The 26,484-nt window shown below is 65.0% G+C and carries 19 protein-coding genes and 6 pseudogenes; 5 read left to right on the top strand and 20 right to left on the bottom strand.

Annotated features, from left to right (window positions below; genetic code table 11):
- Window positions 1-61: 61 nt before the first annotated feature.
- Together APT59_RS08680 and APT59_RS08675 are read right to left on the bottom strand one after the other, a co-directional pair.
- Complete coding sequence (locus APT59_RS08680; RefSeq protein WP_059314476.1) at window positions 62-841, bottom strand: SGNH/GDSL hydrolase family protein; 780 nt, start codon at window positions 839-841, stop codon at window positions 62-64.
- A 152-nt stretch (window positions 842-993) separates the two neighbouring features.
- On the bottom strand, window positions 994-2,673 hold the full coding sequence (locus APT59_RS08675; RefSeq protein ID WP_059314475.1) for a long-chain fatty acid--CoA ligase: 1,680 nt from the start codon (window positions 2,671-2,673) through the stop codon (window positions 994-996).
- Window positions 2,674-2,932: 259 nt separating this feature from the next.
- Here APT59_RS08675 and APT59_RS08670 point away from each other — a divergent pair, with 259 nt between their 5' ends.
- Window positions 2,933-3,403: a MaoC family dehydratase gene (locus APT59_RS08670; RefSeq protein WP_059314474.1), complete on the top strand. Its 471-nt coding sequence runs from the start codon at window positions 2,933-2,935 to the stop codon at window positions 3,401-3,403.
- Window positions 3,404-3,418: 15 nt separating this feature from the next.
- Here APT59_RS08670 and APT59_RS08665 read toward each other — a convergent pair whose 3' ends face one another.
- The 18 genes and pseudogenes from APT59_RS08665 to APT59_RS08595 all read right to left on the bottom strand — a co-directional run bounded on the left by APT59_RS08665 (window position 3,419) and on the right by APT59_RS08595 (window position 21,467).
- Window positions 3,419-3,994 carry a DUF1349 domain-containing protein gene (locus tag APT59_RS08665; protein WP_059314473.1) on the bottom strand — a complete coding sequence of 192 codons (576 nt, stop codon included), beginning with the start codon at window positions 3,992-3,994 and terminating at the stop codon, window positions 3,419-3,421.
- A 53-nt stretch (window positions 3,995-4,047) separates the two neighbouring features.
- The gene (locus APT59_RS08660) at window positions 4,048-5,118 is read right to left on the bottom strand and encodes a protein-glutamate methylesterase/protein-glutamine glutaminase (protein ID WP_059314472.1); all 1,071 of its coding nucleotides are present in this window, start codon (window positions 5,116-5,118) and stop codon (window positions 4,048-4,050) included.
- Entirely contained in the window at window positions 5,115-5,540 is a 426-nt protein-coding gene (locus tag APT59_RS08655; RefSeq protein WP_237140584.1) for a chemotaxis protein CheD, read from the bottom strand. The genes APT59_RS08660 and APT59_RS08655 overlap by 4 nt, the downstream gene beginning before the upstream one ends.
- Before the next feature lie 92 nt (window positions 5,541-5,632).
- Complete coding sequence (locus APT59_RS08650; protein ID WP_059314470.1) at window positions 5,633-6,436, bottom strand: CheR family methyltransferase; 804 nt, start codon at window positions 6,434-6,436, stop codon at window positions 5,633-5,635.
- Window positions 6,437-6,446: 10 nt separating this feature from the next.
- The gene (locus APT59_RS08645) at window positions 6,447-6,917 is read right to left on the bottom strand and encodes a chemotaxis protein CheW (RefSeq protein ID WP_059314469.1); all 471 of its coding nucleotides are present in this window, start codon (window positions 6,915-6,917) and stop codon (window positions 6,447-6,449) included.
- Window positions 6,917-8,572, bottom strand: coding sequence for a methyl-accepting chemotaxis protein (locus tag APT59_RS08640; RefSeq protein ID WP_059314468.1), 1,656 nt, complete (start codon window positions 8,570-8,572; stop codon window positions 6,917-6,919). Before APT59_RS08640 ends, APT59_RS08645 begins: the two co-directional genes overlap by 1 nt.
- Window positions 8,573-8,720: 148 nt before the next feature.
- A pseudogene (locus tag APT59_RS22935) lies at window positions 8,721-10,253 on the bottom strand (methyl-accepting chemotaxis protein); the annotation flags it as partial.
- A 72-nt stretch (window positions 10,254-10,325) separates the two neighbouring features.
- A pseudogene (locus tag APT59_RS22930) lies at window positions 10,326-11,210 on the bottom strand (methyl-accepting chemotaxis protein); the annotation flags it as partial.
- 117 nt (window positions 11,211-11,327) lie between these two features.
- Complete coding sequence (locus APT59_RS08630; RefSeq protein ID WP_059314467.1) at window positions 11,328-11,831, bottom strand: chemotaxis protein CheW; 504 nt, start codon at window positions 11,829-11,831, stop codon at window positions 11,328-11,330.
- Between the two features lie 156 nt (window positions 11,832-11,987).
- Window positions 11,988-12,698 (bottom strand): annotated as a pseudogene (locus APT59_RS22925) (methyl-accepting chemotaxis protein); the annotation flags it as partial.
- Between the two features lie 63 nt (window positions 12,699-12,761).
- A pseudogene (locus APT59_RS22920) lies at window positions 12,762-13,958 on the bottom strand (MCP four helix bundle domain-containing protein); the annotation flags it as partial.
- Between the two features lie 246 nt (window positions 13,959-14,204).
- Window positions 14,205-14,922 (bottom strand): annotated as a pseudogene (locus APT59_RS22915) (methyl-accepting chemotaxis protein); the annotation flags it as partial.
- 57 nt (window positions 14,923-14,979) lie between these two features.
- Window positions 14,980-16,500 (bottom strand): annotated as a pseudogene (locus tag APT59_RS22910) (MCP four helix bundle domain-containing protein); the annotation flags it as partial.
- Window positions 16,501-16,521: 21 nt separating this feature from the next.
- On the bottom strand, window positions 16,522-18,687 hold the full coding sequence (locus APT59_RS08615; RefSeq protein ID WP_059314465.1) for a chemotaxis protein CheA: 2,166 nt from the start codon (window positions 18,685-18,687) through the stop codon (window positions 16,522-16,524).
- The gene (locus APT59_RS08610) at window positions 18,684-18,986 is read right to left on the bottom strand and encodes an STAS domain-containing protein (protein WP_059314464.1); all 303 of its coding nucleotides are present in this window, start codon (window positions 18,984-18,986) and stop codon (window positions 18,684-18,686) included. Before APT59_RS08610 ends, APT59_RS08615 begins: the two co-directional genes overlap by 4 nt.
- 19 nt (window positions 18,987-19,005) lie before the next feature.
- Window positions 19,006-19,377, bottom strand: a complete 372-nt coding sequence (locus APT59_RS08605; RefSeq protein ID WP_007162125.1) for a response regulator — start codon at window positions 19,375-19,377, stop codon at window positions 19,006-19,008.
- A 10-nt stretch (window positions 19,378-19,387) separates the two neighbouring features.
- The gene (locus APT59_RS08600) at window positions 19,388-20,134 is read right to left on the bottom strand and encodes a methyl-accepting chemotaxis protein (protein WP_420480511.1); all 747 of its coding nucleotides are present in this window, start codon (window positions 20,132-20,134) and stop codon (window positions 19,388-19,390) included.
- A 565-nt stretch (window positions 20,135-20,699) separates the two neighbouring features.
- Window positions 20,700-21,467, bottom strand: a complete 768-nt coding sequence (locus tag APT59_RS08595; RefSeq protein ID WP_059314462.1) for a GntR family transcriptional regulator — start codon at window positions 21,465-21,467, stop codon at window positions 20,700-20,702.
- 218 nt (window positions 21,468-21,685) lie between these two features.
- On the opposite strand from APT59_RS08595, the gene APT59_RS08590 reads away from it, so the two are divergent.
- From APT59_RS08590 to APT59_RS08575, 4 genes are all read left to right on the top strand, one after another.
- Window positions 21,686-23,383, top strand: a complete 1,698-nt coding sequence (locus APT59_RS08590) for a lactate permease LctP family transporter (RefSeq protein ID WP_059314461.1) — start codon at window positions 21,686-21,688, stop codon at window positions 23,381-23,383.
- A gap of 72 nt (window positions 23,384-23,455) precedes the next feature.
- On the top strand, window positions 23,456-24,280 hold the full coding sequence (locus tag APT59_RS08585; protein WP_059314460.1) for a (Fe-S)-binding protein: 825 nt from the start codon (window positions 23,456-23,458) through the stop codon (window positions 24,278-24,280).
- Complete coding sequence (locus APT59_RS08580; protein ID WP_059314459.1) at window positions 24,277-25,731, top strand: LutB/LldF family L-lactate oxidation iron-sulfur protein; 1,455 nt, start codon at window positions 24,277-24,279, stop codon at window positions 25,729-25,731. The genes APT59_RS08585 and APT59_RS08580 overlap by 4 nt, the downstream gene beginning before the upstream one ends.
- Window positions 25,728-26,396: a LutC/YkgG family protein gene (locus APT59_RS08575; RefSeq protein WP_059314458.1), complete on the top strand. Its 669-nt coding sequence runs from the start codon at window positions 25,728-25,730 to the stop codon at window positions 26,394-26,396. Before APT59_RS08580 ends, APT59_RS08575 begins: the two co-directional genes overlap by 4 nt.
- The last annotated feature ends 88 nt before the right edge of the window (window positions 26,397-26,484 follow it).

Genomic DNA, 26,484 nt, shown 5'->3' with positions numbered 1-26,484 from the left:
CGGAAAACAGCGGGGCTGCACGCCCTTGCGCGACGTCTGGTCGCGCAAGGGCGGTACCGGATCAGCGCTTGGCCTGGACGCTGGCCATGTTCAGCTTGGCCGGCGGGGTACGCAGGGCCATGTCGAGGGACTGCAGGGCCTTCCAGGCATCCTGCTGCAGATCCGCCGGATCGGCGTGATCGAACTTGATCTTCTCCCCCGCAGCCGGCAACGGCGGACGGGTGCCATAGATCAGCGCATAGAACACCGAGGCGGTCAGGTAGGTACCCGTGAAGGACGGATGGCTGCCATCGGGCAGGAACAGCCCGGGTTGCGGCTGATCGGCCAAGGCCTTCTGCCAGGCCTGGCCCACGGGTGCCAGCAGCGCGCCGGTCTCCTTGGCCAGGGGGGTGTAGACGCTGTCCAGCTGGGCCTGCATGGTCGAATTGTTCTGCCGCGCCCAGGTCAGGTAGAGGATCGGCTGGGCGCCGTCCTTGCGCGCCAGGTCGGCGATCAGGCGCACGTACTGACGGGTGAGGTCGGGATTCTTCACCGGCATCATGCTGTGGTCCTGGATCACCACGTAATCGTAGTTGGCCCTGGCCAGCTCGTCCTGCACGTCGTGGCGCTTCCAGTGTTGTTCGAGGCTCGCACCACTGAAGGTCACATGCTTGACGTCCAAGGGGCGCGACTGACCGGCCTCGACGGACATTTGACGGACCATCGCCGGCAGATCGTTGACGAAAGTGTAGCTATTGCCCACGAACAGGACGCGGATGGGCTCGCCGGCCTGAGCCTGGCCCAGCACGGTCGAGCCCAGCAGCAGAAGGCCCAGCAAGGCCTGGCGTACGCGAATTCGCATGGTGTGTCCCCGAGGAGAGAGGTCTGAGGTGATGGCGGCAAAATGCCGCCTGCGGTTTATACCCGAACCTCTTGCGAAAACCATGCTTGACGAGGTGCCGCGCCGCTACCAGTCGACGAGAGGTAGCGGCTTGGGGGCATAGCGAACCGCTGTTACGTCTTCTTGAGTTCGGCGTCACGCAGTTCGCGGCGCAGGATCTTGCCGACGTTGGTGGTCGGCAGACTGTCGCGGAATTCCACCAGCTTGGGTCGCTTGTAGCCGGTGAGATGATCGTGCATGTGCCTGAGCACCTGCTCGGTGGTCAGGGAGGCACCCGGTCTGGGCACCACGAACACCTTGATCTTCTCTCCCGCTACCTCGTCGGGAATGCCGATGGCCGCGCATTGCAGCACGCCAGGCAGCTGGGAAAGAACCTCTTCCAGCTCGTTGGGATAGACGTTGAAACCAGAGACCAGAATCATGTCCTTCTTGCGATCGACGATGCGCAGATAGCCATCCGGCTCGATCACGGCAATGTCGCCGGTGCGCAGCCAACCCTCCGCGTCGAGCACCTCGGCGGTGGCCTCGGGCCGCAGCCAGTAGCCCTTCATCACCTGGGGACCCTTGACGCACAGTTCGCCGGGGGTGTCGAAACCCTGGGCCACGCCATCGGCATCCACCACCTTGCAGTCGGTGCCCGGCACCGGCATGCCGATGGTACCCAGCCGACGACGCTCCAGCGGATTGAAGCTCACCACCGGACTGGTTTCGGTCATGCCGTAGCCTTCGCAGATGCCGCAGCCGGTGACCTCTTCCCAGCGCAGGGCCACGGATTGCTGTAGCGCCATGCCACCGGAAAAGGTCACCTTGAGCTGGGAGAAATCCAGCTGGCGGAAATCCTCGCTGTTGCACAGGGCGGCGAACAGGGTGTTGAGGCCGACGAAGCCGTTGAAGCGCCACTGCTTGAGTTCCTTGACCAGCGCCGGCAAATCGCGCGGATTGGTGATCAGGACGTTATGGTTGCCCTGGATCAGCATGGCCATGCAGTGAATGGTGAAGGCATAGATGTGGTAGAGCGGCAGCGGCGCGATCATGACCTGAGCGCCGCCGCCCAGGTACTTGGTCATCAGCACCTGGCACTGCAGCATGTTGGCCACCAGGTTGCGATGGGTCAGCATGGCGCCTTTGGCGATGCCGGTGGTGCCGCCGGTGTACTGCAGCACGGCGATGTCTTCCGCCGCCGGGTCGGCGTCGACGAAATCGACGTGCTCGCCCTTGGTCATGGCATCGACGAAGCGGATGGAATGGGGAATGCGGTAGGCCGGCACCATCTTCTTGACGTGGCGCACCACGGCATTGACCAGCAGTCGCTTGAAGGTCGGCAGCAGGTCGCCGACCTCGGTGACGATGACGTGGCGGATGTCGGTCTGCGGCAGCACCTGCTCGGCCAGGTGCGCCATGTTGGCCAGGCAGACCAGCGCCCGGGCGCCGGAATCCTTGAACTGATGCTGCATCTCGCGGGCGGTGTAGAGCGGGTTGGTATTGACCACCACCAGGCCGGCGCGCATGGCGCCAAAGACCACCACCGGATACTGCAGCACATTGGGCATCTGTACCGCGATGCGATCGCCCGGTTGCAGATCGGTGTGCTTCTGCAGGTAGGCAGCGAACTGACCGGACAGCTCATAGAGTTCACGGTAGCTCAGCGTCCGCCCCAGGTTGCTGAACGCCGGGCGTTCGGCGTAGGTCTGGCAGGCCTCGCGAAACACCGCCAGGACGTTGCGATAACGGTCCAGGTCTATGTCTGTCTGGATGCCCTCAGGATACTTGTCACTCCAGAAATTCGGCATCATGCAGCCCGCTCCTGCTCTTGGTTATTGTCATGGGAGAGTGCCGTGATCAGCAGTGAACCGGCCCTGCGAGCCTAGCAGCTTTGCCCTAGCCGCAACAGCATCAATATCCGCCCTTTACGTCACTTAATGACCATATAGTCATTTTCGGTCACGCTTCATGGCAGCTTTTCTGGGCGACGATTCGCCTCGGGCCCTGGGCCTGGGTAGAATGCCCGGCTTCGCGGCGTCCGCCGCCCTTTCACAGCTGCCGGAGCGCGTCATGAGTCTGACTGAAAACATCCCTTATGAGGCCCTCGAAATCGGCCAGAAGGCTACCGTGACCCGCACCATCGAGCAGCGCGATGTGCTGCTGTTCGCTGCCCTTTCCGGCGACTGCAATCCGCTGCACCTGGACGCCGATTTCGCGGCCAAGACGCTGTTTCGCGAACCCATCGCCCACGGCATGCTCAGCGGCGCCCTGATCAGCGCCGCAGTGGCCTGCAACCTGCCAGGCCCGGGCACCCTCTATGTCGACCAGACCATGACCTTCGAGAAGCCGGTCAAGCTGGGCGATACCCTGACGGTGGAGATCGAGGTGCTGGAGAAGCTGCCGAAATTTCGCGTGAACCTGGCCACCCGTGTCTTCAATCAGCACGGTGAAAAGGTCGTCGATGGCGTTGCCAAGGTGGTCGCTCCGCGCAAGCCGGTGCAGGTACAGCAGGTGGAACTGCCTCCCGTCACCGTCGGCTGACGGCCCCTCCCCGCCTCAGCTCAGATCAGCGAGGCCGCGCTGCAACGGGGCCTGCAGACTGAAATCGCTGAAGGCCACCTCCATGCCGCCCCGCTCCGGGGTGCCGCACACCGGGCCGACGCGGTATTCCGCTGCCACCGGCAAGCTGGCCAGCCGCAGCAGCGGCCAGCGCTGACCATCGAGGGATGCCTGCACGCGCAGCGTGCCCTGGGTCAGGGTCACTCTCAGCCAGAGTTCTTCGTGATCACCGAGCGGCGCGCCCAGGGCCAGGTCGGAGCGGCCCTGGGTCAGTACGCTGAGCAGTTGCGGGGTGTCGTCGAAATAGCCGATGCCGGCGCGCAGCCAGTGGTGCCCATCGATTCGCACCATGATGCCGGCATGATCGCCCTGATTCTTGCAGCGCGCCGCTACCCGCAGTTGGGCAGTGAAGCCACTGTGGACCCGGGCACCGAAGAAGTGGCCGCTGTCACGCTCGGCGCCGTCATGGGTCAGGCGCCAGAAGTCGCTGTGGCGGTCGGTGATGACCCTCAGCCGAGCGGGCTCGGCCAGCCAGGTTTCGGGTTCGTTGATCCAGTGGCAGATGTCGAACATGGGGCTCTCCTCGCGTGCTGGCGCTTGGAGTCCGGACTGCCCCGCAAGTTCGTCTAGACCCCGCCTTTGAGGATGGCGGCGGCGATCTGGTTGAGACCGATTTCCTGCTCCACGGCGCCCAGCTTCATGGCTTCCTTGGGCATGCCGTAGACCACGCAGCTGTCCTCGTCCTGGCCGAGGGTGCGGCCACCGGCCTCGCGCAATTCCTTGAGGCCGCGCGCGCCGTCGTCGCCCATGCCGGTCATGATGATGCCCAGGGCGTTGCTGCCGGCGGCCCGGGCCACCGAGCGAAACAGCACGTCCACCGAAGGCCGGTGGCGACTGACCGGCGGCCCGTCGATGACGTCCACCTGATACTGCGCGCCACTGCGCTTGAGCAGCATGTGCCGCCCACCCGGCGCGATGAGCACCCGGCCGGGCAGGACCCGGTCGCCGTGCCGGGCTTCGCGCACCTCCAGTTCGCAGAGGCGATCCAGCCGCTCGGCGAAAGCCGCGGTGAAACGCTCCGGCATGTGCTGCACCACCACGATGCCCGGGCAGACCCGCGGCAGCGTCGTCAGTACCGCTTCCAGCGCCTGGGTGCCGCCGGTGGAGGTACCCAGGGCGACGATGCGCTCGGTGGTACGGGCCATGGCCGGACTGCCGCCCGCCGGCAGGATGGCGTCGGCACTGAGCTTGGGCGTCGGTGTAACGGGCACGCCGCGCGGCACCAGGCGCTTGAGATTGGCCCGGGCCGCGGCCTTCACCGCACTGGTGAGGTCGTCCGAAGCATCCTTGAGGAATTGCTTGAGATTGGCCTGGGGCTTGGTGACGATGCTGACCGCCCCGGCGGCCATGGCCTGCAGGGTGGTAGCTGCGCCCTTTTCGGTCAGGGTCGAGCAGATCACCACCGGGGTCGGCCGCTCGGCCATGATCTTCTTGAGAAAAGTGATGCCGTCCATGCGCGGCATCTCTACGTCCAGCACGATGACGTCGGGCCACTGCTTGCGCATCTTGTCCTGGGCGAACACCGGGTCGGCGGCGACGCCCATGACCTCGATGGCGGGATCCTCCGCGAGACTCTGGGCGAGCACCTGCCGCACCACGGCCGAGTCGTCGACGATGAGGACCTTGATCTTGTTCATGGCGTAAATCTCGTAAGCGGCGGAACGTAGGTTAGCTCCACCTGTTGCATGAGCACCCGGCCGTCGACGAGGTCCAGGGAAAGTTTGCGATGGCCGGCGCCGCGGACGTGAGTCCGCACCGTGCGCACACCCGCCTCGGCGAGCTGCGCCAGCGCGGCATCGACATTGATGTCGCCGATGTTGCGGACCCTTCCGCGCAGGATCTGGGGAAACATGTTGCCACCGCCGTAGAGGTGCACCTGATAGCCGGGCAGATCGCCACCGTGGCGTGCGACCGCATCCAACATCAACTGCAGGGATTCGTCCACATAGTGGCCATCGATGGCGGTGGCGGCGCCCGGGGTCGGACGCTGGCGCTTGGGCAGCAGCGCATGGGTCATACCGCCGAGGCGGCGCTGTGGATGCCAGAACACGAAAGCCACGCAGGAACCGAGGATGGTCCGGACGCGGAGTTCTCCCCGGCCAAAATACCAGTCACCAGGGCGCAGGAAGACTTCCGGCACGGCAGCCATGATCAGAGCGGACGTTGATAGATGGACGGGCTGACCATCCTCAGCGCGTCGGTCACTCCGTTCAGGCTTTCGGAATGACTCACGAAGAAGTAACCACCGGGCCGCAGATGGCGAACCAGCCGCGATACCACCTGGCGCTTGGTCGGCAGATCGAAGTAGATCATCACGTTGCGCAGGAAGATGATGTCGAAGGTACCCATATCTGGCAGCGCGTTATTGAGGTTGATCTGCCGGAAGGAAATGCGCGCCGTCAGCCGGGGATCCACCAGAAAGGTGCCCTCGTTTTCGCCCACCCCCTTGAAGCAATAGCGCCGCAGTAGCGCCGGCGGGATGTCCTCGGCCTCCGCCAGGGGATACTGAGCGCTGCGCGCCTTGGCCAGTACCCGGGTGCTGAGGTCGGAGGCAACGATCTCCCAGGGTCGTTCGCCCAGGCCCTCGGCAAGGGTCATGGCCAGGGTATAGGGCTCCTCACCCGAGGAGCAGGCACCGCTCCACAGGCGCAGCGACTGGCGCCGATCCCAGTTCGGCAGCACCTGCTCACGGAGAAAGTCGAAGTGCTTGGGTTCGCGAAAGAAATAGGTCTCGTTGGTGGTCAGCAGATCGACCGCCATCTGGCACTCCGTCTGATCGCGCTGGATCAGCTGGAAGTAGGCGTCGTAGCTGGGCGTGCCACGCTGGCGCACACGCTTGGCGAGGCGGCCGCTCACCAGCGGGCGCTTGGCATCGGACATGCTGATGCCGGCGACCCGGAAGATGAAGCTGCGAAACTGCCGGAACTCGCTGTCGGTCAGCGCGGGAAGCTCCATGCACCCGTCCTCAGGCAGCCGTCATGGCGGCGAGCTGAGCGAGGTCGTCTTCGCCCAGCACCCGATCCATGTCGAGCAGGATGACGAAACCCGCACCCTGCTTGGCCATGCCGAGGATGAAGTCGGTGCGGATCGAGGCACCAAAGCGCGGCGCCGCCTCGATGGCGTCGGCGGCGATCTCCAGTACCTCACAGACCGCGTCCACCACGATGCCGAAGACCTGGGGGCCGCCGTCGACCTGGATTTCCAGTACCACGATGCAGCTGCGGCGAGAGGTTTCGCTCACCTGGTTGCGAAAGCGCACGCCAAGGTCCATCACCGGCACGGCCGCGCCACGCAGGTTGATGACGCCGCGGATGGCGGGCGGCAGCATGGGCACCGTGGTGACGGCACCGTACTCGATGATTTCCCGCACGCAGGCAGTGTTGACGCCGTAGAGATCACCGGCGAGCTGAAAGGTCAGAAACTGGCGGGATAGCATCAGGCTTGTTCCTCGAAACGGGCGAAACCGGCCGGCACACCACCACGCGGGGCGCGACGGGGAGTGTCGATCAGCGCAGAGGTGCGCTCGGCCAGACTCGGAGCCGGGCGATTGTTGGTGGGGCGCACGATCTGTTGCGATGCCGATGTACTGCCGAGGGTGAAGTACTCCATCAATTGCTGGAGCTGCTCGGCCTGGCCGCTCATCTCTTCCGCGGTGGCGGCCAGCTCTTCGGACGCCGAGGCGTTCTGCTGGGTGATCTGGCTCAGTTGCAGCATGGCGCCGTTGATCTGCTCGACACCGGCACTCTGCTCTTCCGAGGCAGCGGTGATCTCCTGCACCAGGTCGGAGGTCCTATTGATGGATGGCACCATCTCGCCCAGCAGCGACCCGGCGCGCTCGGCCAGGGCCACGCTGCTCTTGGCCACGGTGCCGATTTCCTGGGCCGCGACCTGGCTACGTTCGGCCAGCTTGCGCACCTCGGCGGCCACCACGGCGAAGCCCTTGCCGTGTTCACCGGCGCGAGCGGCTTCGATGGCGGCATTGAGCGCCAGCAGGTTGGTCTGGTAGGCGATGTCGTCGACGATGCCGATCTTGTCGGCGATGGTCTTCATGGCTACCAACGTCTCGCGTACGGCCTGACCACCCTCGTCCGCCTCCCGCGCGGCCTTGCCGGCCATGCCGTCGGTGATCTTGGCGTTCTCGGTGTTCTGGGCAATGGAGGCCGACATCTCTTCGATGCTGGCGCTGGTTTCCTCGACGGAAGCCGCCTGCTCGGTGCTGGCCTGGCTCATGCTCTGGGCGGTGGCCGAGACCTCTTCGGAGGCACTGGCCAGGCCATCGGCCGAACTGCGCACATCGCTGATGATCTGCGCCAGGGTGGTGGTCATGGCCCGTACGGACGCCAGCATGCTGGTGGTGTCACCTTCACGGGTCGCCACCTCGACACTCAGGTCGCCCCGGGCAACGCGCTGCACCACCTCGGCGGCGTAGGCCGGCTCGCCGCCCAGCTGACGGATCAGGCTGCGAGTGATCAGGTAGCCGAGCAGGACGGCGATCAGGGTCGCCACGGCGCCGATCACCAGCATCAGGTTACGGGCGTCCATATAGGCAGCGGTGGCCGCTTCCCCGGCTTCCTGCATGCGCTGCGCCTGGAGGTCGTTCAAGGCACCCAGGGCCGCGACCAGTTCGTTGTTGTTGGGGGCAAAAACGTTCAGCAGGTAGTCCCGAGCCTGACCGCGGTCACTGTCCAGCAGGCGAAAGAACTCGCCGTATTTGTCCTGCAAACGCTGACGCGCATCCACGGCGGCGGCCAGCTTTTGCTTGCCCTCATCGCTGGTGATCTTCTTTTTCAGGTCAGCGAGGATCTCGCTGTTGTCCGCGCGGACCTTGGCGATGTCTTCCTTGGTCTTGGCCACGGCCGCTTCGTCAGTCAGCAGCAGCAGGTTGCGCAGCAGGCGACCGCTGTCCAGGGTATTGCGCACCAGGGTGTTGGCTTGCACTGTCATGGGGAAACGGAACTGCGACATGTTGTCGGCCGAGTTCTTCATCGTTCCCATGTTCAGCAGGGATACGCCTATGACCAGCAGCAGCAACAGGATGGCGGTACCGAAACCTATCGCCAGCTTGGTCGATACACGAAGTTTGTTCAGCATGGTGCGAGCGCCTCCGGCGCGATGTACTGCTTTTTGGTGAAGCGCCTTACCTTCGGTAGGCGCTTTTTTCTAGTACGGCGGGGTTTCAGTCCTGAAGAGGCCGGTCCAGCACCTCGACAGGACAACATCAGCAGCACTCTTCGCGTCTTTACTCCGAGAAACGCACATAACCGTCCGGCCCATTCGTCCCCGTCGATTGAGCAGTGAGTTCAAGGGATTGCGGCGGGCGATTCAGCGTCGACCTTGCCTGGCCCAGCGCGCGCTCCAGATCGTGCACCGCCCGCCCTTCTCCGGTGCTGAAGAAGCCCATGAGCTGCTGGAGCTGTTCGGCCTGGCCACTCATCTCCTCCGCCGTGGCAGCGAGCTCTTCGGAGGCGGAGGCGTTTTGCTGGGTGATCTGGCTAAGTTGCTGCATGACATTGTTGATTTGCGAAACGCCACTGCTCTGTTCTTCGGACGCCGCGGCAATTTCCTGCACCAGATCCGAGGTTTTACCGATGGACGGTACGATTTCGTCGAGCAATGACCCGGCGCGCTCGGCCAGGGCCACGCTGCTCTTGGCCACGGTGCCGATTTCCTGGGCCGCGACCTGGCTGCGCTCGGCCAGCTTGCGTACTTCGGCGGCCACCACGGCGAAGCCCTTGCCGTGTTCACCGGCACGGGCAGCCTCGATGGCGGCGTTGAGGGCCAGCAGGTTGGTCTGGTAGGCGATGTCGTCGACGATGCCGATCTTCTCGGCAATGGTCTTCATGGCCACCAGGGTCTCACCGACGGCCTGACCGCCCTCATCGGCTTCTCGGGCCGCCTTGCCGGCCATGCCGTCGGTGACCTTGGCGTTCTCGGTGTTCTGGGCGATGGAGGCCGACATCTGCTCGACGCTGGCGCTGGTCTCCTCCACCGAGGCCGCCTGCTCGGTCGTGGCCTGGCTCAGGTTATGGGCCGTGGCGGAAAGCTCTTCGGAGGCACTGGCCAGGGAATCCGCCGACATACGGACCTCACCGATGATCTGGTTCAGCTTGCCGACGGTGGCGTTGACCGAATCCTTGAGCTCCAGCAGCTGGCCATGATAGTCACCGCGCACGGTGCGACTCAGATCCCCCTGGGCCAGCCCCGCCATCACGCTCATGGCCTCGTTGACCGGCGCCACGATGGCGTCCAGGGTGCCGTTGATGCCGGCGACGATGCGGCGGAAATCGCCCTGATGGACGCTGGCATCGGCGCGGGTATCCAGGCGACCGGCCATGGCGGCCTGGCTCAGGTGCTGGGCGTCGTCGATCAAGCGCTGGATGTTGGCGCGTACCTGTTCGATGTTGTCGTTGATGAACGCTTTCTTGCCAGGGAAGGCCTCCAGCGGCGCCGACAGGTCGCCCTCACCAAAGGCCTTGATGCAGGCCATGGCCTTTTTCTTGACCGCGATGTGCCCGGCGACCATGGCATTGATCCCCATGGCGATCTCGCGATAGGAACCCTGGAAACGCTCGGCATCGATGCAGACGTCGATATCGCCGGCATCGTGCTCGTGGGACATGTGCTGCATCTCGGCCATCAGGGCCTGGATGTTGTCGCGCAGCTGCTCGATGTTGTCGTTGATAAAGGCTTTCTTGCCGGGGAAGCGCTCCAGTGGCGCTTTGAGGTCGCCTTCGCCAAAGGCCTTGACGCAGGCCATGGCCTTTTTCTTGACCGCGATGTGTCCCGCCACCATGGCATTGATCCCCACGGCGATCTCGCGGTAGGAACCTTGGAAACGCTCGGCGTCGATGCAGACGTCGATGTCGCCGGCATCGTGCTCATGGGACATGTGCTGCATCTCGGCCATCAGGGCCTGGATGTTGCCGCGCAGCTGCTCGATGTCGTCGTTGATAAAGGCTTTCTTGCCAGGGAAGCGTTCCAGCGGTGCGTCGAGATCGCCCTCCCCGAAGGCTTTGACGCAGGCCATGGCCTTTTTCTTGACCGTGATGTGTCCGGCGACCATGACGTTGATGCCAGTAGCCAACTCACGATAGAGGCCCTGGAAGCGCTCGGCGTCGATCCGGACGTCGATATCACCTGCATCATGCTCGCGCGACATCTGCTGGACGTCGTCGATCAGGGTAAGGACGGCGCTACGCAGAAGCTCGATGTTATCGTTCAGGACCGCTTTCTGGCCGGGGAAGGTGGCCAGCGGTTGGCTGAAATCGCCGTGGCCGAAGGCCTGCAGACAGCCCAGGATCCGCTCCTGATCGGCAAGCCCCTGGGCCAGCAGGGTATTGACCTCCGCCGCGATCTCGCCGTAGCAGCCGGGCAAGGTCGTGGTCACCAGGCGCTGCTCCGTGCGCCCTTCGGCCTGGGCGGCAGCGACCCGGGCACTATCCGCATGCAGCTCACGCAAAGAGGCGGTCACCCAGAGCAGGTGCGCCAGCAGACTGTCATCTTTCCCTTGCGGCGCAGCGGTGGTCGCAGGCAGCTCGCCACGGGCGAGCCGCGCGGTGAGCGCGGTGACCACCTCGGGCTCGGCGCCCAGGGCACTGCGCAAGCTTCGCACGATCACCCGGGCACTCAGCCCGATCAGCGCGAGTAGTAGAACACCAACGAAACCCACTCCCCATTGCGCTGAAGCAGCAGCGCCAAAGACATTCAATTCGTAGCCTGCGATGCCCATCAACAGCAGGACGCCAACGGCTACGCCGGCGAACATAGTGCGAATCTGTGTGAAACAACGGGACAGTTCGGACATGGTCGTCTCCTTGGATATTTATTTTTGAAACCGCTATTGCTCTTATCCTTTGGCTTGCGCCAGATCAGCAAGCTGGTCGACGCTCAGGACCTGAGCGACATCCAGCACCACTACGAAGCCGTCATCGGCCTTGACCATTCCCGAGATGAAATGCGGCGGCAGGCGACTGCCAAACGCCGGGGCCGGCCGGATATCGGCCGGCTCGATCTCCAGAACCTCGCTGACCGCATCCACCACGACGCCCAGGACATGGGTATCCTCGTCCGCGATCACTTCAAGGATGACGATGCAGGTACGCGGCCCGACCCGAGTCGGTGCGCCACCGAACCGCGCCTCCAGATCGACGACGGGCACCACGGCACCCCGCAGGTTGATGACGCCGCGGATGCACGCCGGCATCAGGGGCACCTGGGTCAGCTGGCCGAACTCGATGATCTCGCGCACGGCGAGGGTATCCACCGCGTAGGTCTCGCAACCCACCATGAAGGTCAGGTGCTGATGGCCCAGAGAGTCCTGGACGATGTCGGGAAGCGTCGGGGTAGTCATAGGTTGTTACTCCGAGAAGCGGACATAGCCGTCCGGCAGGCTACTGTCTGCCTGCGGAGCCCGGCGGGCAGTGACCGGAGGGACGGCACGTTTGGCCGGTCGTACCTGTTCGATGGCACGTTCCAGGTCCTGGACCACGCGACGGTCGCCGGTGTTGAAGAATCCCATCAGCCGTTGCAGCTGCTCGGCCTGACCGCTCATTTCCTCGGCGGTCGCCGCCAACTCCTCGGAGGCCGAGGCGTTCTGCTGGGTGATCTGATTGAGTTGCAGCATGGCGCCGTTGATCTGGGTGACACCACTGCTCTGCTCTTCGCTGGCCGCGGCGATTTCCTGTACCAGATCGGAGGTCTTGCTGATGGACGGCACCATTTCGTCGAGCAGTGATCCGGCGCGCTCGGCCAGGGCCACGCTGCTCTTGGCCACGGTGCCGATCTCCTGGGCCGCGATCTGGCTGCGTTCGGCCAGCTTGCGTACCTCGGCGGCCACCACGGCGAAGCCCTTGCCGTGTTCACCGGCGCGGGCAGCCTCGATGGCGGCGTTGAGCGCCAGCAGGTTGGTCTGGTAGGCGATGTCGTCGACGATGCCGATCTTCTCGGCGATGGTCTTCATGGCGATCAGGGTCTCGCCCACCGCGTCACCGCCTTCGCTCGCCTCACGCGCAGCCTTGCCAGCCATGCCGTCGGTGACCTTGGCGTTCTCGGTGTTCTGGGCGATGGAGGCCGACATCTGCTCGACGCTGGCACTGGTCTCCTCCACCGAGGCGGCCTGTTCGGTACTGGCCTGGCTCATGCTCTGGGCGGTAGCGGAGATCTCTTCCGAGGCGCTGGCCAGGGCATCGGCCGACAGACGCACGTCGCCGATGATCTGGTTCAGCTTGCCGACGGTCCCATTGATCGACTCCTTGAGCTCCAGCAGCTGGCCTTGATAGTCACCGCGTACGGTGCGGCTCAGGTCACCCTGGGCCAGCCCGGCCATCACGTCCATGGCTTCGTTGACCGGGGCGACGATGGCGTCGAGGGTGCCGTTGATGCCAGCGACGATGCGGCGGAAATCGCCCTGGTGGGCACTGGCGTCGGCGCGGGTGTCCAGGCGCCCGGCCATGGCGGCCTGGCTCAGCTGGTTGGCGTCCTCGACCAGGCGCTGGATGTTGCTGCGCACCTGTTCGAGGTTGTCGTTGATCACCGCCTTCTGGCCGGGGAAGCGCTCCAGTGCCACCGACAAATCGCCTTCGCCAAAGCTCTTGACGCAAGCCATGGCCTTGGCGGAATCGCTCAGATGGCCAGCGACCATTCCATTGACGCCTTCGGCCATGCTGCGATAGGCACCTTGGAATTGCTCTGCCGGGATGCGCACCGCGGTTTCACCGCGGTCATGGGCCGAGGACATGCTGCTCATTTCCGTGATCAGGCCACGCAGGGTGGTGACCATGTTCTGCATGGCCGCCATCAGGCTGGTCTTGTCCTCGGCGCGCAGCTTGATGTCGTCAGGCAAATCACCGGCGGCCACGCGGCCGGCCAGGGTGGCGACCGCGGCGGGCTCACCGCCCAGCTGACGCAACAGGTTGCGGGTGATGAAGAAGCCCAGCAGGGCGACGGCAAGCAGCGTGGCCAGGGCGATGGACAGCGCCAGCCAGGTTGCCTCGACCTTGGTCTTCTGAGCGACCTGCACGCCCTGCTGCGCCAGGGTCTGGTTGTAGGTGACGTGCTCGTCGAGGGCCTTGTTGATGGCGGCCAGCACCTCGGTGCGGCTGCGCATCAGGGTCTGGGCATCCTCGTTACGATTCTGCCGCGACAGGGCGATGACCTGGTCGCCCAGGCTGAACAGGGCAGTGAAGGCGGCCCGGTCGGCCGCCAACAGAGCGCGATCACGGTCGTCCGAGACCAGCGCCTGGTACTTGTCGAGGTTCTGGCCGATGCGCTCCTTGGCCACGGCCAGGTCCTGCTCCACGGTGGTCATGGCTTCGCTGCTGGTCGACAGCACGTGACGATAGATGCCCACCACGTAGTCGGAGCGGCTGTCGTTGACCTCACCGAGGGCCTTCAGACTGGGCACGGTGTTGTCGTTGCCATAGTTGGCCGCCTGGAACACCTTGTCGATTTCGTATTGCCCGGTGCCGGCCAGCACCATGATGCCCAATAGCGCGGACAGCACCAGCAGCAGCATTTTCTTGATGACAGTCATATCGATGGTCTCAAAAAGGCCACCTAAAAGGTGGCGATTGACTAAGGGATCAGGCTTCGAAAGGAACGTAGCCTTCGGGCGCGGGGCCCGAGGTACCTGTGCGTACCACCTTGCCCGGCGCTCGCGTCACCTTGAGCCGCGAAGCCTCCAGTGCCCGATCCAGGTCCTGCACCACCCGGCCTTCACCGGTATTGAAGAACCCCATCAGCCGTTGCAGCTGCTCGGCCTGACCGCTCATCTCTTCGGCGGTGCCTGCCAGCTCTTCGGACGCCGAGGCGTTCTGCTGAGTGATCTGACTCAGTTGCAGCATGGCGCCGTTGATCTGGCTCACCCCACTGCTCTGCTCTTCGCTGGCCGCGGCGATTTCCTGCACCAGATCGGAGGTCTTGCTGATGGAAGGCACCATCTGGTCCAGCAGGGTGCCGGCACGCTCGGCCAGGGCCACGCTGCTCTTGGCCACGGTGCCGATTTCCTGGGCTGCGACCTGGCTGCGCTCGGCCAGCTTGCGTACCTCGGCGGCCACCACGGCGAAGCCCTTGCCGTGTTCACCGGCGCGGGCAGCCTCGATGGCGGCGTTGAGCGCCAGCAGGTTGGTCTGGTAGGCGATGTCGTCGACGATGCCGATCTTCTCGGCAATGGTCTTCATGGCCACCAGGGTCTCACCGACGGCCTGACCGCCCTCATCGGCTTCTCGGGCCGCCTTGCCGGCCATGCCATCGGTGACCTTGGCATTCTCGGTGTTCTGGGCGATGGAGGCCGACATCTGCTCGACGCTGGCACTGGTCTCCTCCACCGAGGCGGCCTGTTCGGTGCTGGCCTGACTCATGCTCTGGGCGGTGGCGGAGATCTCTTCCGAGGCACTGGCCAGGGAGTCAGCCGACAGACGCACATCGCCGATGATCTGGTTCAGCTTGCCAACGGTGCCGTTGATCGACTCCTTGAGCTCCAGCAACTGGCCTTGGTAATTACCGCGCACGGTACGGCTCAGGTCGCCCTGGGCCAGGCCTGCCATCACGCCCATGGCTTCGTTGACCGGGGCGACGATGGCATCCAGGGTGCCGTTGATGCCGGCGACGATACGGCGGAAATCCCCCTGGTGGGCGTTGGCATCGGCGCGGGTATCCAGGCGACCGGCCATGGCGGCCTGGCTCAGCTGGTTGGCGTCCTCGACCAGGCGCTGGATGTTGCTGCGCACCTGTTCGAGGTTGTCGTTGATCACCGCCTTCTTGCCAGGGAAGCGCTCCAGCGTCGCTGCCAGATCGCCCTCGCCAAAGCTCTTGACGCAGGCCATGGCCTTGGCGGAATCGTTCAGATGGCCAGCGACCATGGCGTTGACGCCTTCGGCCATGCTGCGGAAGGTGCCCTGGAACCGCTCCACCGGAATGCGCGCATCGGTTTCGCCGCGATCATGGGCCTGAGACAGCTGCACCATCTCCGCTACCAGCAGCTGGATGTTGTCGCGCACCTGCTCGAGGTTGTCGTTGATCACCGCCTTCTTGCCAGGGAAGCGTTCCAGCGTCGCCGCCAGATCGCCTTCCCCAAAGCTCTTGACGCAGGCCATGGCCTTGGCGGAATCACTCAGATGGCCGGCGACCATGGCGTTGACGCCTTCGGCGACATTGCGGAAGGTGCCCTGGAAGCGCTCCAGGGGGATACGGGCTTCGGTCTCGCCGCGATCGTGCTCGCTGGCCATGGTGGTCATCTCCTGCACCAGACCGCGCAGGGTCACCACCATGCGCTGCATGGCGGCCATCAGGCTGGAGTCGTCGCCTGCGCGCAGGCGCAGATCATCGGGCAGATCGCCCGCGGCGGTCCGGTTGGCGACCTTGGCCACCTCGGCCGGCTCGCCACCCAGCTGACGCAGCAGGTTGCGGGTGATGAAGAAGCCCAGCAGGCCGATCATCAGCAGGGTCGCCAAGGAAATGCCAACCGACAGCACCGTGGCCTGGCCCAGGGTATCCCGGGCCAGGGCGGATTGTTCACCGCCCAGTTTCTGGTTGTAGAGGCGATGGGCATCGAGAGCGTCACCCACATGGGTGATCGTCTCCTGGTTCTCGCCGAGCAGCCGCTTGACCTCGTCATCCTGGCTGGCGCGGGACAGCGGGATGACCTTGGCCGCCAGTTGGTTCAGGGCGGCGATCGCCTGCTTGTCGTCTTCCCACAGGCGCCGATCGGTGTCGTCGGAAATCTGATCCTGATAGGCCTTGAGCGCCTCGTCGGTCAGGCGCTGGGATTCAGCGAGTTCCTTTTCCGCCATTCGTGTGGCGACCTCACCATCGGCGGCGAGGTGACGATAGATGTTGGTGATGGTGTCGGCGGAGTGGGCGTCGATGGCATCGATGCCAAGAATGGCCGGCACGGTGTCGTCGTTGCCGAAGTTGGCCTGTGCATAGACCCGATGCAATTGATAATAGGCCAGCCCGGCGAGCAGGATGATCCCCAGCAGCGCGGAAAGGATCAGCAGGGACATGCGTTTGGTAACGGTCATGAAGTCGAATTCTCTAGTCGATCAGGCCAGGACGGGCGGAGGGATGGAGACGGAGGCGGAGGACGCCTCGCCGATCAGGCCAGGTACGTTGAGGATCAGCGCCACCTCGCCGGTACCCAGGATGGTGAAGCCGCCCAGACTGCGGTTGTGGCCGAACAGCGGACCCAGGGGCTTGATCACGGTCTGGAACTCGCCCATCAGCTGGTCGACCACCAGGCCGGCGCGCTGGCCGGCATAGCGCACCACCACCACGTTCTGCCGCCGCGGCGGCGCTTCCTCGATGGCGAACAGCTGGCGCAGACGCAGCACCGGCAGGACCTCGCCGCGCAGGTCGAGATAGTCGTTGCCGCTGGCCTGGACGCTGCCCGCCTCGGTCAACTCGATGCACTCCTCCACCGCTTCCAGGGGCACCACGTAGGTGGCCTTGCCGACACCGATGAGGAAGCCGTCGATGATCGCCAGGGTCAGCGGCAGGCGGATGGTCACGGTAGTACCGCGGCCCTCTTCGCTGGTGAGGTCGACGCTGCCGCGCAGGGCGGTGATGTTCTTTTTCACCACGTCCATGCCAACGCCGCGACCGGACAGGTTGCTGATCTGCTCGGCGGTGGAGAAACCCGGCTCGAAGATCAGGTTGAAGACGTCCTTGTCGGCCAGCACCTGGCCTTCGGCGATCAGGCCGCGCTCGGTGGCCTTGCGCAGGATGCGCTCGCGCGACAGACCGCCACCGTCGTCGGTGACTTCGATGACGATGCTGCTCGACTCGTGATAGGCGTTGAGGCCCACGGTACCCTGGGCCGGCTTGCCGCGCGCCAGGCGCAGCTCGGCGGATTCGATGCCATGGTCCATGGCATTGCGGATCAGGTGGGTCAGCGGATCGCCGATCTTTTCCACCACGGTCTTGTCCAGCTCGGTCTCACCACCACTGATCTTCAGGGCGATGTCCTTGCCGATTTCCTTGGAAACGTCACGCACCACGCGCTGGAAGCGGTTGAAGGTGGTGCCGATCTGCACCATGCGCAGGGTCAGGGCGGTGTCGCGCACCTCTTCCACCAGGCGCGACAGCACCCCGGTGGATTCCACCAGCGCGGCCAGACCGCTCTGCTGGGCGATGAGCTGGGTACCGGCGCCGGCGATGATGAGCTCGCCGATCAGATCGATCAGCTGGTCGAGCTTGGTGGCGTCGATGCGGATCAGCTGGCCTTCGCCGGCCGGCGCCCGCTGCTCCTTGATCTTGCGCTGCTTGTTCAGCGCGGCATCCACCACGGGCGGATTGACCAGTTGGGCTTCCACCAGGGCTTCGCCGATGGGCTGACGCGGCGTCGCCGGATCCGCCTGGCGGCGCAGGACCTCATCAAGCTCGGTGGCGGTCAGAGTGCCGCAGCGCACCAGGATCTCACCCAGGCGCAGATCTTCCTCGGCCAGGTCCTCGATCAGCTGGCAATAGTCGCTGCTGCGGCTATGGGGCGGCAGGATGCGGATCTGGCTGTCTTCGCGAACGAACTCGAAGGCCGCCTCGATGGTTTCCTTGTCGGCCTCGCTGTCGAAGGCGACTTCGAAGCCCAGGTAGCAGGTCTCCGGATCCATCTCGGCCGCCGGCGGAATGGCATCGGTCAGGGTCACGATGTTGACGATACGGCCGAAGCTGTTGAGGTAACGCACGAAGGCCAGCGGATCCATGCCGTTACGCAGCATGTCCGGGCCGAAACGCAGCGACAGGTGCCAGTGGCCGGCGGCCACGCCGTCCACCGGCGCCGTCAGGGTCCGAGGAGCGGCGGTGGGCTGGGTCACCTTGGCGCTCGGCTGCAGGTAGTGCTCCAGGCGTTGCACCAGCGCCGCGCCCGCGGCCTGGAAATCCGCCTCGGGTTCGCTGCCGGAAGATACCCGGGCGATCAGGCCGTTGAGGTGGTCGCAGACCTCCAGAAACAGTGCCGACAGGGTTTCGTCGAAAGCCAGCTCATTGCTGCGAATGCGGTCGAGCACGCTTTCCGCGACATGGGTGAAGGCGACCACATGGTCCAGGCCGAACAGCCCCGCCGAACCCTTGATGGTGTGGGCGGCGCGAAAGATGGCGTTGATCAGCTCGACGTCGTCCGGCGCCTGCTCGATCTGCAGCAGCGCGGCTTCCATCTGCTGCAGCAGCTCCTCGCTCTCGGCGATGAAAGTCTTGAGGATCTCGTCCAGATTCATGCGGCTACTCCTTCGGCAGCAGCCGTGAAGAAGTCGGTGAGGCCAGCCAGCTCCAGCAACTCGGTTACGGCCGGGCTGGGATCGACCAGTTCGAGGCTACCGCCCAGGCGCTGGGCCTCCCGGTGGGCCAGCAGCAGCAGTTGCAGACCGGCCGAATCGAATTCGTCGACCTCGGCCAGTTCCAGCGCCACGGTGACCCCGGCAGTCAGGGGCTCCATCAGCAGCGGCTTGCTGTCAGCCGCGGTATAGATGGTCAGCGGCCCGACAAGGGGCAACCGGGTACGAACGACATCGCTCATGGGGCAGCCTCCAGGGCTATCAGGGCATGATCAGCTTGGAAACCGCCGCCAGCATCTGCGCCGGTTGGAATGGCTTGACCATCCAGGCCTTGGCACCGGCGGCCTGGCCAGCGGCCTTCTTGGCGGCGTCGGATTCGGTGGTGAGCATGATCACCGGGGTGAACTTGTAGGCCGGCAGCTTCTTGGCCGCGGTGACGAAGGTGATGCCGTCCATGTTGGGCATGTTCACGTCGCTGATGATCAGATGCACCTTGCGGCCATCCAGCTTGGTCAGGGCGTCCCGGCCATCACAGCCTTCGATGACGTCGTAGCCCGCGCTTTTCAGCGTCATGGACACCACCTGGCGAATAGAGATGGAGTCATCGACGATCAGAATGGTCTTGTTGCTCATTGCAGCTTCCTTAGAAGAACGTGATATCGGATTCGGCGGCGGCGGCCGGTCGCTTGCCTTGGTGCACGGCGACCTGCTCGGCCATGGTGTAGGTACGGGCCAGCTCGGCGAGCCAGCCTTGGGTATCGAGGGACGGCAGCGGCTGACCACTGGCAGCCAGGGCGCGGCGCTCGATGACCAGGCGCTCGAGGCGAGCCTGGTCATCACGGATATGGCCGAGCATCTGGCTGACGCGATCTTGGAACTGCAGGGCGACCAGCACTTCGGCGATGGCCCCGCCTACGGCGGTGGCGTTCTCGGCCAGGGTATCGCTGCGCTCGACCACGTCGCGGGTGGTGCCACCAAAGGCGCCGATGACCTGCTCGATGGTTTCACCGGACTGGTTCAGGGTGCCGGTGTCGCGCTCGGCGTGGAGTTGCGACAGTTCCAGGGTACGGGCAATGGCGCCATTCACCGTTTCCACGGTTTCGCCGATCTTCTGCCCGGTATCGCCGGACAGGGTGGAGAGCTTGCGGACTTCGTCGGCGACCACCGCGAAGCCGCGCCCGGCTTCACCGGCACGCGCGGCCTCGATGGCGGCATTGAGCGCCAGCAGGTTGGTCTGGCGCGCCACGTCGCCGACGTCCTTGGCCATGCTCTTGAGTTGCTCGGTGAGCCCGGCGAGGCCATTGACCTCGGTCAGCAGCGCGCCCTTGCTCGACAGCGCCTCGCGCAGCGACTGCAGGATGCCATCCAGCTGGTTCTGGCTGCTGGCCATCAGGTTGACCAGGCGATCACCGCTGCCCTGGTCATTGCCCGCCACGCTGTGGATACGGTCGGCCAGCTCGGCGAAGCGGCTGGTCAGGCTGACGATTTCCTGCTCGGTATGGGCACGTGCCGCTTCGATCTGTTCGGACCAGACCGGCAGCACCGCCACGCACAGGGCTTCGAGCGCTTCGTCACGCCCGCCAGACAAGGGTTGGCTGAAGGCCTGGCTCTTCGCGTGGGCAGCCTGCCGCGCCTGGGCGCGACGCAGCTGCCAGAAGCCCAGCCCTACCGCCAGGCCTGTCTGGGCAGCGCCTAGCGCCAGAGTGGTCGGTGTCACGCCACCTGCGAACAGAATCGCGGCAGTACCGCAGGCGCCGAGCAATGCAGGCGTGAAGGTAAGGTCGACGAGAGAGGGCGAGGAAGGGACTTGATCCACAGGAAGATACCGGTCTAGACGCCAGCGAAGGCGGGAAGGTGTGACCGGGTTATCAGCTCTGGAACGCTAAACTTTAGCAACGGACGGATAACTTATAGTAATAGCATAGTGCCATTACACGTTTTTCCGCCAGCTCTTTTCAGAGTTCATCGCGTCGTTTGGCCCGTGCTAGACGGCCTGCCATGGCGCCAGCCTCCTCCAGAACCTCGCGCACATAGTCCAGGTGACAACTTGCCGCTTCGCGGGCGCGTTCGGCTTCTCCGGCGACGATTGCCTGGTAGAGCACTCGGTGCTGTTCCAACAGGCGATCGCGGGTTTCGCCGCGTTGGGCGTGCATGCCGCCGATGTTGGTCACCATGTGATGGCGCAGCAATTCAAATAGGCTGCGGATGCTGTGCAGGTAGACGGCGTTATGACTCGCCTCGGCGATGGCCAGGTGAAAGGCCGCATCCGCTTCGCCCTCCTCTTCCCGCGTGAGCGTCTCGCGCCGCCCGTAGCAATCCTCCAACCGCTCCCAGGCCAGTTTCAGCCTTGCCAGGTCAGGCTCGGTGGCCCGTTGCGCCGCATAGTAGGCGCAGGCGCTTTCCAGGGTATGACGAAACTCCAGCAGATCCCGCCGGGTTTCCTCGCGGCTTTCCAGCAGCGGCAGTAGCGGATCGGTGAAGGCGCTGTTCAGTGCCTCGGTGACATAGGTGCCGCCGCCCTGGCGGCTGAGCAGCAGACCGCGCGCCACCAGCTTCTGGATGGCCTCCCGCAGCGACGGACGCGATACCCCGAAGCGCTCGGCCAGGGCGCGTTCGGCGGGCAGCCGCTCACCCGGGCGCAGCGAGCCCTCGGCGATCAGCGCCTCCAGATGCTTGACGATGTCGTCGGACAGACGACGTTGCTTGACCGGTTCAAAACCCATGAAAACCCTCGAAACCCGGCAGGCGGCAAGGCCTTGGCCGGGTAGAAAACGACTGGACGACTAAAGTCGCACTCCTGGCGATTTGACAGCAGCAAAGACCCCGCTTAACGTGCGTGAAGTCGCTCTTGTAAATTGGTCTTACCAATTTTTGCCACAGGCCGCGATGCTGTGCAACCCCGTCCTGCCGCTTCCGTACAAAAACAATCAAGGAGCACCCGATGGAAACCTGGCAACAAATCTATCTTCCCCTGGGCAGCCTGGGCCTTTCGGCCTTTGTCGCTGCCCTACCGATCCTGTTCTTCTTCATCGCCCTCGCCGGCCTCAGGCTCAAGGGGCACGTAGCGGGCGCCATCACCCTGGCGATCGCCCTGCTCATTGCCCTGTTCGTCTATCGCATGCCGGTGGACAAGGCGTTGGCCTCGGCCGGCTACGGCTTTCTGTACGGCCTCTGGCCCATCGCCTGGATCATCGTGACGGCGGTGTTTCTCTACAAGTTGACGGTCAAATGCGGCCAGTTCGACATCATCCGCAGCTCGGTCCTGTCCATCACCGACGACCAGCGCCTGCAGGTGCTGCTGATCGGCTTCTGCTTCGGCGCCTTTCTCGAAGGGGCCGCCGGCTTTGGCGCACCCGTGGCCATCACTGCCGCGCTGCTGGTGGGCCTGGGCCACAACCCGCTGAAAGCGGCCGGTCTCTGCCTGATCGCCAACACCGCACCGGTGGCCTTCGGCGCCCTGGGCATCCCGACCATCGTCGCCGGCCAGGTCACCGGCATCGACGCCTTCAAGATCGGCGCCATGACCGGTCGCCAGCTGCCGCTGCTGTCGCTGCTGGTACCGCTGTGGCTGATGTTCATGATGGACGGCATGCGCGGCCTGCGGGAAACCTGGAAGCCGGCCCTGATCTGCGGTGGCACCTTCGCCGTGTTCCAGTACCTGACCTCCAACTTCATCGGTCCGGAGCTGCCCGACATCACTTCGTCCCTGGCCGCCATGATCGCCCTCACCGCCTACCTCAAGCTGCGCCAGCCGCAGCATGCCACCGCCGGTGCCACGGCCGTGACGGGCGGCGGCGGTGCGGCCATGCTGGGGGGCGGTGGTGCCGGCTTCGGCCAGGGCGGTCGCCTGCCGCCGGAGCATTCCCTGGGTACCGTGATCAAGGCCTGGTCGCCGTTCCTGATCCTCACGGTGGTCGTCACCATCTGGACCACCAAGGCCTTCAAGGCGCTGTTCGCCAGTGGCGGTGCGCTCTATGCGCTGGTGATCAGCGTGCCGGTGCCCTACCTGGACAAGCTGGTGCTCAAGGCCGCCCCCATCGTGGCGACCCCGACCCCCATGCCGGCGGTCTACAAGCTCGACCTGCTGTCCGCGTCGGGCACGGCCATCCTGATCTCGGCACTGATCTCCATGGCCATCTTCCGCATCAAGCCGTCGACCGCCGTGGGGGTGTTCAAGGAGACCCTGGTGGAACTGCGCAAGCCGATCCTGTCGATCGGACTGGTGCTGGCCTTCGCCTTCGTCGTCAACTACTCGGGCATGTCCACCACCCTGGCCCTGCTCTTGGCGGGTACCGGTGCACTGTTCCCCTTCTTTTCGCCGCTGCTGGGCTGGCTGGGGGTGTTCCTCACCGGTTCGGATACCTCGTCCAACGCACTGTTCGGCTCGCTGCAGGCCACCACCGCGCACCAGATCGGGGTCTCGGACACCCTGCTGGTCGCTGCCAACAGCTCCGGCGGCGTGACCGGCAAGATGATCTCGCCGCAATCCATCGCCGTGGCCTGCGCCGCCACCGGCATGGTGGGCAAGGAGTCCGACCTGTTCCGCTTCACCGTGCGTCACAGCATTGGCTTCGCCGTGCTGGTCGGGCTGATCACCCTGGCGCAGGCCTATGTGTTCACCGGCATGCTGGTGCACTGATCGTGCGTTTCCCGGCGGCGGCTCAGTTCGCCGCCGGTCTTCTCCCAACCGGGCCAACCCGGAGTACGCCTGATGAACGAGCTCTTCCACAACGCCGCCCCCAACGCCACCCGCACCGCGCCGCCGCTGGCGCCCCCGCGGACCTATCCGCGCGACAAGCCAAGCCAGGTCTATCTGTTCGGCACCTGCGTGGTAGATCTCTTCTATCCTGAAGCCGGCATGGACAGCATCCGCCTGCTGGAGCGCGAGGGCATCCGCGTGCATTTCCCCCAGGCGCAAAGCTGCTGCGGCCAGCCGGCCTACACCTCGGGCTACACCGAGGAAGCGCGTGCCGTGGCCCGTGCCCAGCTGGCGCTGTTCGCCGAACCCTGGCCCGTGGTGGTGCCCTCCGGCTCCTGCGCCGGCATGCTGCGCCATCACTATGCCGAGCTGTTCGCCGACGATCCCGAGACCTTGCGCCAGGTACAGGATCTGGCCGAGCGCACCTATGAACTGGCGGAATTCCTGCTCAACGTCTGCCAGGTCGACTACCAGGATCGCGGCGCCCCGACGAAGGTCGCCCTGCACACCTCCTGTAGCGCCCGCCGCGAGATGCAGACCCACCTGCACGGCCGCGCCCTGCTCGGCCAACTACAGGCCGTCGAGCGCGTCGACCATGACCATGAAAGCGAATGCTGCGGCTTTGGCGGCACCTTCTCGGTACGCATGCCGGACATCTCCGGTGCCATGGTGGCGGACAAGACCCGCGCCCTGCAGGACAGCGGCGCGGCCCAGGTACTCACCGCCGATTGCGGTTGCCTGATGAACATCAACGGCGCCCTGGAAAAACAGCGTGCCGCCCTGCGCGGCGAACACCTGGCGAGCTTTCTCTGGCGCCGCATCGGAGGTGAAGCATGAACGAGATGCTCAAGATCCCCCTGACCGACGTCAGTGAGGCGCCACCCTTCAAGACTCGCGCGCGCCAGGCGCTGGGCGACGACCAGCTGAGGCGCAACTTCCGCACCGCCATGGATTCGCTGATGACCAAGCGCCTGGCCAGCATGAGCGATGCCGACGAGCGCGAGCGATTGCGCGAACTGGGCAACCGCGTCCGCGCCCGGGCGCTGTCCAAGCTGCCCGACCTGCTGGAGCGGCTGGAAGCCAACCTCAGGCGCAATGGCGTCCAGGTGCACTGGGCCGAGACCACCGCCGAGGCCAACGCCATCGTCCAGCAGATCGCCGAGCGCCATGAGGCGCGGCTGCTGATCAAGGGCAAGTCCATGGTCAGCGAGGAGATGGACATGAACCACGTCCTCGGCGCCCAGGGCATCGATTGCCTGGAGTCGGACATGGGCGAGTACATCATCCAGCTCGCCGGGGAGAAGCCCTCGCACATCATCATGCCGGCCATCCACCTCAACCGGCAGCAGGTGGGCACCCTCTTTCACGAACACCTAGCCGAGCCCTACACCACCGACGTCGACGAACTGATCCAGACCGGCCGGCGCGTGCTGCGGCAGAAATTCTTCGAGGCCGACATCGGCATTTCCGGCGTCAACTTCGCCGTGGCCGAGACCGGCACCCTGCTGCTGGTGGAAAACGAAGGCAACGGGCGGATGTCGACCACGGTGCCGCCGGTGCACATCGCCGTAACCGGCATCGAGAAGGTGGTGGAAAATCTGCGCGACGTGGTGCCCCTGCTGTCGCTGCTGACCCGCTCGGCGCTGGGCCAGCCCATCACCACCTACGTCAACATGATCTCCGGGCCACGCAAGGCCGAAGAACTGGACGGACCGCGCGAGGTGCATCTGGTGCTGCTCGACAACGGCCGCAGCCAGGCCTTCGCCGACAGCGAACTGCGCCAGACCCTCAACTGCATCCGCTGCGGCGCCTGCATGAACCACTGCCCGGTCTATACCCGCATCGGTGGCCACGCCTATGGTGAGGTCTATCCGGGCCCCATCGGCGCCATCATCACCCCGCACCTGGTGGGCCTGGAGCAGGCGCCCGATCATCCCAGCGCCTCGTCCCTGTGTGGGGCCTGCGGCGAGGTCTGTCCGGTCAAGATCCCGATTCCGGCGATCTTGCGGCGACTGCGGGAAGAGAACGTCAAGGCTCCCGAAGCAGAACCGCATCTCCTACGCGGTCAGGGCAGCAAGTTTTCCGCCCGCGAGCGCTGGACTTGGCATGCCTGGCAGAATCTCTACACCTCACCCCTGCTCTATCGCGGCTTCAGCTACCTCGCCACCCGCTTCGGCCGCTTCACCCCCGGTCAGCTCGGCCCGTGGACGGAGCATCACAGCACGCCCAGGCCGGCATCGCGCTCGCTGCACGAACTGGCCCGCGAACACCTGGAGAAACGCCCATGAGCGCCCGCGACAACATCCTCGCCAAACTGCGCGGCAGCCTCCAGGGTACGCAGCCGCTGGCCGACAACTTCGACGAAGCCCTGGTCACCGAGCCCTGGCGCTATCCTCCTGAGGAACGCATCGCCCGCCTGCGCACCCTGATGGAGACGGTGCACACCGAAACCCACCTGACCACCACGGCGGACTGGCCGGCGCTGGTCGAACGCGTCCTCGCCGAGCGTGGGCTGGAGCAGTTGCTGATCGCCCCCGGCACGCCCCACGGCGCCCGCTTGGCCGAGCGCTGGCAGGCGGAGGGGCAGCCCCGCTGGAAGGCCTATGACCGGCCGGTGGAGGAATGGAAGGCCGAACTGTTCAACGACACCCCGGCCAGCCTTACCGGTACCCTCGGCGCCCTGGCCTCCACCGGCAGCCTGGTGCTCTGGCCGGATCGCCAGGAGCCACGCCTGATGAGCCTGGTCCCACCACTGCACATCGCCCTGCTCAGGGCCAGCACGGTGGTCGACAACTTCTACGAGCTGCAGCAACAGCACCACTGGCAGGACGGCATGCCGACCAACGCCCTGCTGATCTCGGGCCCGTCCAAGACCGCCGACATCGAGCAGGTGCTGGCCTATGGCGCCCATGGACCCAAGGACCTGGTGGTGCTGATCATCGAGGACGAGTGAGGGTAGTACCCCTTTACCCTACAAGGCAGAGGGGGCAGTCCAGCTCACTGCGTAGGTTGGGTTGAGCGCAGCGAAGCCCAACAGCTGT

Source organism: Pseudomonas oryzihabitans (assembly GCF_001518815.1).
GTDB lineage: Bacteria > Pseudomonadota > Gammaproteobacteria > Pseudomonadales > Pseudomonadaceae > Chryseomonas > Chryseomonas oryzihabitans_E.
The sequence above is the reverse complement of the archived record's forward strand: the minus strand, read 5'-3'. Positions and strand labels throughout refer to the sequence as shown.

Bases quoted from the DNA above. Each gene is read 5' to 3' on its own strand.
- APT59_RS08680 (WP_059314476.1), bottom strand. From the start codon at position 841: ATGCGAATTCGCGTACGCCAGGCCTTGCTGGGCCTTCTGCTGCTGGGC.
- APT59_RS08675 (WP_059314475.1), bottom strand. From the start codon at position 2,673: ATGATGCCGAATTTCTGGAGTGACAAGTATCCTGAGGGCATCCAGACA.
- APT59_RS08670 (WP_059314474.1), top strand. From the start codon at position 2,933: ATGAGTCTGACTGAAAACATCCCTTATGAGGCCCTCGAAATCGGCCAG.
- APT59_RS08665 (WP_059314473.1), bottom strand. From the start codon at position 3,994: ATGTTCGACATCTGCCACTGGATCAACGAACCCGAAACCTGGCTGGCC.
- APT59_RS08660 (WP_059314472.1), bottom strand. From the start codon at position 5,118: ATGAACAAGATCAAGGTCCTCATCGTCGACGACTCGGCCGTGGTGCGG.
- APT59_RS08650 (WP_059314470.1), bottom strand. From the start codon at position 6,436: ATGGAGCTTCCCGCGCTGACCGACAGCGAGTTCCGGCAGTTTCGCAGC.
- APT59_RS08645 (WP_059314469.1), bottom strand. From the start codon at position 6,917: ATGCTATCCCGCCAGTTTCTGACCTTTCAGCTCGCCGGTGATCTCTAC.
- APT59_RS08640 (WP_059314468.1), bottom strand. From the start codon at position 8,572: ATGCTGAACAAACTTCGTGTATCGACCAAGCTGGCGATAGGTTTCGGT.
- APT59_RS08630 (WP_059314467.1), bottom strand. From the start codon at position 11,831: ATGACTACCCCGACGCTTCCCGACATCGTCCAGGACTCTCTGGGCCAT.
- APT59_RS08615 (WP_059314465.1), bottom strand. From the start codon at position 18,687: ATGAATCTGGACGAGATCCTCAAGACTTTCATCGCCGAGAGCGAGGAG.
- APT59_RS08610 (WP_059314464.1), bottom strand. From the start codon at position 18,986: ATGAGCGATGTCGTTCGTACCCGGTTGCCCCTTGTCGGGCCGCTGACC.
- APT59_RS08605 (WP_007162125.1), bottom strand. From the start codon at position 19,377: ATGAGCAACAAGACCATTCTGATCGTCGATGACTCCATCTCTATTCGC.
- APT59_RS08600 (WP_420480511.1), bottom strand. From the start codon at position 20,134: ATGGCCAGCAGCCAGAACCAGCTGGATGGCATCCTGCAGTCGCTGCGC.
- APT59_RS08595 (WP_059314462.1), bottom strand. From the start codon at position 21,467: ATGGGTTTTGAACCGGTCAAGCAACGTCGTCTGTCCGACGACATCGTC.
- APT59_RS08590 (WP_059314461.1), top strand. From the start codon at position 21,686: ATGGAAACCTGGCAACAAATCTATCTTCCCCTGGGCAGCCTGGGCCTT.
- APT59_RS08585 (WP_059314460.1), top strand. From the start codon at position 23,456: ATGAACGAGCTCTTCCACAACGCCGCCCCCAACGCCACCCGCACCGCG.
- APT59_RS08580 (WP_059314459.1), top strand. From the start codon at position 24,277: ATGAACGAGATGCTCAAGATCCCCCTGACCGACGTCAGTGAGGCGCCA.
- APT59_RS08575 (WP_059314458.1), top strand. From the start codon at position 25,728: ATGAGCGCCCGCGACAACATCCTCGCCAAACTGCGCGGCAGCCTCCAG.